The following is a 4,758-nucleotide window of genomic DNA, read 5'->3' on the forward strand; positions in this document are numbered from 1 at the left end:
TCTCTCGACGATCTTCCCGGAAGTGCGGCTGAAGCGCTATCTCGAGATGTGCGGCTCCGATGGCGGACCGTGGGGCCGTCTGCCAGCGCTGCCGGCGTTCTGGGTCGGGCTGCTCTATGACGATGTGTCGCTCGATGCCGCCTGGGACATGGTGAAGCACTGGACCGCGCATGAGCGCCAGGCCCTGCGCGACGACGTGCCGCGCTTCGGCTTCAAGGCGCGGATCAGGGACCGCTATCTGTTCGAGATCGCCAAGGAATGCCTCGTTCTGGCACATGCCGGCCTGCGCCGGCGCGGCCGGATCGACCAGCTCGGCCGCGACGAGACGCGGCATCTGGAGCCGCTCGACCGCATTATCGATTCCGGCCGCACGCCGGCCGAGGAAATGCTGGAGAAGTTCAACGGCCCCTGGAAGGGCTCCGTGGAACCGGCCTACGCGGAATACGCGTTCTAGCTGCGCGAAGTACGCGTTCTAGACCAACAGGCCGACGACCAGGACTTGAGCCGTTCATCGCCCATACAGGTTTGCGGCGATCAAATGACCGGCTGAAAAAACCTGAGCGTCGTCAATAACTCGAAAGCTGTTCTGATGGGGAAGGGCCGCCTGTCCGTCATGGCAAGGGTCTTGGCAAGCGTCGTGGCATGCGCCGCGCTGCTTTCGCTCGCGGTTGCGAGCTGGCCTGMAAGCGCCCAGACGGCATTCGACCGGCCCGGCGGCGACTATTTCAGCACGCCGGTCACATCGGGCGACCCCGAGGATTGCGCGCTGCTGTGCGAGCGTGACCGCCGTTGCCGCTCCTGGAGCTTCAACTATCCCGACGTCGAGGGCGGCTCAGCGGTGTGCTGGCTGAAGAACACGGTGCCGGCACGCGTGCCGGGCAGTTGCTGCATCTCCGGCGTCCGCGGCGCCGGCGTGATCGAGCCGCGCGTCGAAGGCGTGGAGACCTCGATCGACCGCCCCGGTGGCGATTTGCGCAATTTCGAGCTCAAGGACGGTGAAGGCGAGGAGGCCTGCAAGGCCGCTTGCACCGCCGACAACAAGTGCCGCGCCTTCACCTATGCCCGCCCCGGCTACACCGGCCGCGAGGCGCGCTGCTTCCTGAAAAAGGAAATCAAGCCGCCGCGGCGCAAGGCGGGGTTCACGTCGGGCGTGGTGCGGTAGCACGCAGCTCTCACCGCCGTCATTGCGAGCGTAGCGAAGCAATCCAGGCTGCCGCCGCGGAAGGATTCTCGATTGCTTCGCTGCGCTCGCAATGACGAGGAGGACGAAGCGGACATCTCACTCCGCCGCGATTACCGTGAGCTCCGGCCACAGCGCCTTCCATCGCGCGGTCTTCACCGCGTAACTTGCCGCGGAAAAATTCGGGCCCGGATTGGGCCGCGCAATCAATCCCGCGACATCGCCAAAGCCATGCGGTGCGTAGACCTCGTAGCCATCGCCTGCGCGCCTGACCCCGACTTGCGTGTTCTGCGTGAGGAAGCGGTCGATGCCATCCGTCGAGCACGTCAGGGGCGGATAGGGCAGGCCGTGCTTGCCCGGATACCACAGATGCACACGCGCCTGGTTGCGGATCTCGACCTTGACGCCGAGATGCCCGAGTCTCGCCTGCAGCTCGCGGATTACCGCGTCCTCCGCCTCCCATGAGGTATCGGAGTCGAAATAGAAGACGTCGTAGTCGGCGATGCCGTGATCGACTGCGCGATCCGTGAGCACGTTCCACGCCGTCTGCACCAGGCATCCCGACACCAGCCAGGCATCGGGCAGGGCAAGACGCGCGAGCTCGTCGATGATCGCCGCGTTGATCGGATTGCGCAGGGCGAGAGCGAGAAATTCGTCGCGGGTCATCGGAAATCGTAAGGTGGGAAAAGGCGCGCTCTTCGCGCGTCGTGCCCACCATCTCTCCACGTTGCGACAGACGTGGTGGGCACGCTTCCGCTTTGCCCACCCTACGATCTACGTTCCGCTCAATGCACCGCGGTGAAGAACCGCGCCAGGCGGAAACCGGACAGCCAGGTCCATACCGGCTGGCCGCGCATGCCGAGATCCCAGGAGCCGAGCACGGCATCCGCACGTCCGACCAGATTGTCGATCGGCAGCATGCCGACGCCGCCGGAGCGCAGCGGCACGCGGCTGTCGGCGGAGTTGTCGCGGTTGTCGCCGAGCACGAAGAGATGTCCTGCCGGCACCGTCACCTCGGGCGTGTTGTCGAGCGGGCCGTTGTCGCGCATCTTGAAGATCAGGTGCGAGACGCCGTTGGGCAGCGTCTCGACGTATCGGTAGGCGGGCTCGCTGCCGCCATTGTCGTCCTCGGCGGCGCCGACGCCGTCGGGCTTGAGCTCGGCGGGCCGGTCGTTGATGAAGAGCTGGCCCTGCCGCATCTGGATGCGGTCGCCGGGCAGACCCACGACGCGCTTCACCCAGGCCTGCGAGCGATCGCCGGGCCAGCGGAACACGACGACGTCGCCCTGCTTCGGCGTCTCCGCGAACACGCGGCCGCTCTCGGGCAGGTTGATCTGGATCGGCAGCGACGAGGTGCCGTAGCCATAGGGGAATTTCGAAGCGAGCAACGCATCGCCGATCAGCAGCGTCGGCTCCATCGAGCCCGACGGCACGTAGAACGGCTCGGCAAGCGCGCCCTTGGCGATGAACACCGCGACGACGATGCCGGCGAGTTGCACCAGCTGCCCGCCCCAGCCGCTGCTCTTCCGCTTGGTGGCGGTCGCAGTCACCTTCTCGACACTCATGCGCCCGTTCCACCCACCGTAATGCGTTCCATCAAAAGCGACGGCTGGCCGACGCCAACCGGCACGCCCTGGCCGTTCTTGCCGCAGGTGCCGATGCCGGTATCGAGCGCGAGATCGTTGCCGATCATGCGGATGCGATGCAGGTCGGTCGGCCCGTTGCCGATCAGCATGGCGCCCTTCAGCGGGGCGCCGATCTTGCCGTTCTCGATCTTGTAGGCCTCGGTGCATTGGAACACGTATTTGCCCGAGGTGATGTCGACCTGGCCGCCGCCGAAATTCGCGGCGAAGACGCCGTTCTTCACCGACGCCAGGATCTCGGCCGGATCGCGGTCGCCCGCGAGCATGTAGGTGTTGGTCATGCGCGGCATCGGCACATGGGCATAGCCCTGGCGGCGGCCGTTGCCGGTCGGCTTCATGTTCATCAGGCGCGCGTTCTGACGGTCCTGCATGTAGCCGACCAGGATGCCGTCCTCGATCAGCACGGTGCGGTTGGTCGGCGTGCCCTCGTCGTCGATCGACAGCGAGCCGCGGCGCGAAGCAATGGTGCCGTCGTCAACCACGGTGACGCCCTTGGCCGCGACCTGCTGGCCCATCAGGCCGGCAAACGCCGAGGTCTTCTTGCGGTTGAAGTCGCCTTCGAGGCCGTGGCCGACCGCTTCATGCAGCATCACGCCGGGCCAGCCTGCGCCGAGCACGACGTCCATCTCGCCGGCGGGGGCGGGAACGGACTCCAGATTGACCAGAGCCTCGCGCAGCGCGCCGTCGGCGGCGTCGCGCCAGTTCTTGCTCTCGATGAATTCGGCATAGCCGGCGCGGCCGCCATAGCCCTTGCTGCCGCTCTCCTGGCGGTCACCCTGGCCGGCGACGACGGAGACGTTGACGCGCACCAGCGGGCGGATGTCGCGATAGCTCTCGCCGTCGGGCCGCAGGATTTCGACGACCTGCCAGGTCGCGCCAAGGCTGACGCTGACCTGCCGCACCCGCGGATCCTTGTCGCGCAGATAGGCGTCGATCTCGGCGAGCAGCTTGACCTTGGTCTCGAAGCCCGGCGCGTCCAGCGGATTGTCGTCGCCATAGAGCCGCACATTGGTGTGCGGAGGCGGCGCCGCGAAGCTGCCCGAATAGCCGCCACGCACGGCGGCAACCGCATCGGCGGCGCGAATCAGCGCCGGCAGCGAGACGTCGGAGGAGTGGGCGTAGCCGACGGCGTCGTCCTTGACGGCGCGCAGGCCAAAACCCTGCGAGGTGTCGTAGGTCGCCTGTTTCAGCCGCCCATTGTCGAACATCAGCGCTTCGGTCTGGCTGTACTCCAGGAACAGCTCGCCGTCGTCGGCGCCGGCAAGCCCGCGCGCGACCTCGTGGCGAACCTGGTCGCGATCGAGATTGGCGCGGTCGAGCAGGGAGCTTGTGGCGGGATTGGTCATGTGTCCGTCCATTATCTGGAGATGTGGGGCAAGATAATGGTTTCGGACCGGTTCCGCGAGGGGGCCGGGCGTCACATTACGGAAACGATAGGATTGGCGAGGGCATTGTCCAAAGCGCCGGCCGCGCGCAGCAATCCATCACCGTCATCCTGAGGCGCTCGCCTTGCAACGCATTGCGAGCCTCGAAGGATGACGGAAGTGGCAACGGCCTGTCGGGCGGAGCCCTACGGCAGCTTGTCGTATCCCTCGCCGAGCCCGTTCAGGCTGAGCGGGAAGCCGATGCCTTCTTCCGGCGTCTCGAAGATGATGAARGTGGCGGTCTTGGCGGTGCGGAGCTGGCCGAGCAGCTTGTCGTCCATGACGACCTCGGCGACGCAGCCATTGGGCAGGCAGCGGACGAAGCCGGCGCGGCCGACGTCCTGATTGTCGAGCTTCAGCCCGAGGCCGGAGGGCAGCAGCACACCCAGGGGGGCGACCACGCGCATCAGGCGGCTCTTCTGGTCGGCGGTCTTGAGCACGATCACGGTCAGACCGGCATTGGAGCGGTCTTCGGCCACCACGCTCTGGATCAGGGCGCATTGCTCGGTCT

General features: G+C 66.5%; 6 protein-coding genes. 2 read left to right on the plus strand and 4 right to left on the minus strand.

Annotated features, from left to right (window positions below; all coding sequences use genetic code 11):
* Both AC1D00_RS27300 and AC1D00_RS27305 read left to right on the plus strand, forming a co-directional pair.
* The coding region (locus AC1D00_RS27300) for a glutamate-cysteine ligase family protein (protein WP_477012793.1) at positions 1-454 on the plus strand (454 nt) is incomplete at its 5' end.
* A gap of 135 nt (positions 455-589) precedes the next feature.
* Positions 590-1,162: a PAN domain-containing protein gene (locus tag AC1D00_RS27305; protein WP_477012794.1), complete on the plus strand. Its 573-nt coding sequence runs from the start codon at positions 590-592 to the stop codon at positions 1,160-1,162.
* Between the two features lie 117 nt (positions 1,163-1,279).
* Here AC1D00_RS27305 and AC1D00_RS27310 read toward each other — a convergent pair whose 3' ends face one another.
* The 4 genes from AC1D00_RS27310 to AC1D00_RS27325 form a co-directional block, all read right to left on the minus strand.
* A complete protein-coding gene (locus AC1D00_RS27310; RefSeq protein WP_404551157.1) occupies positions 1,280-1,846 on the minus strand; it encodes a nucleotidyltransferase family protein in 567 nt (188 codons plus the stop codon).
* A gap of 119 nt (positions 1,847-1,965) precedes the next feature.
* Positions 1,966-2,745, minus strand: a complete 780-nt coding sequence (gene lepB, locus AC1D00_RS27315; RefSeq protein WP_135176239.1) for a signal peptidase I — start codon at positions 2,743-2,745, stop codon at positions 1,966-1,968.
* The gene (tldD, locus tag AC1D00_RS27320; protein ID WP_135176240.1) at positions 2,742-4,169 is read right to left on the minus strand and encodes a metalloprotease TldD; all 1,428 of its coding nucleotides are present in this window, start codon (positions 4,167-4,169) and stop codon (positions 2,742-2,744) included. Before tldD ends, lepB begins: the two co-directional genes overlap by 4 nt.
* Positions 4,170-4,393: 224 nt before the next feature.
* Positions 4,394-4,758: invasion associated locus B family protein (locus AC1D00_RS27325; RefSeq protein ID WP_477012795.1), on the minus strand; the 365-nt coding region annotated here is incomplete at its 5' end.

The organism is Bradyrhizobium sp. P2_E8 (genome assembly GCF_056403875.1).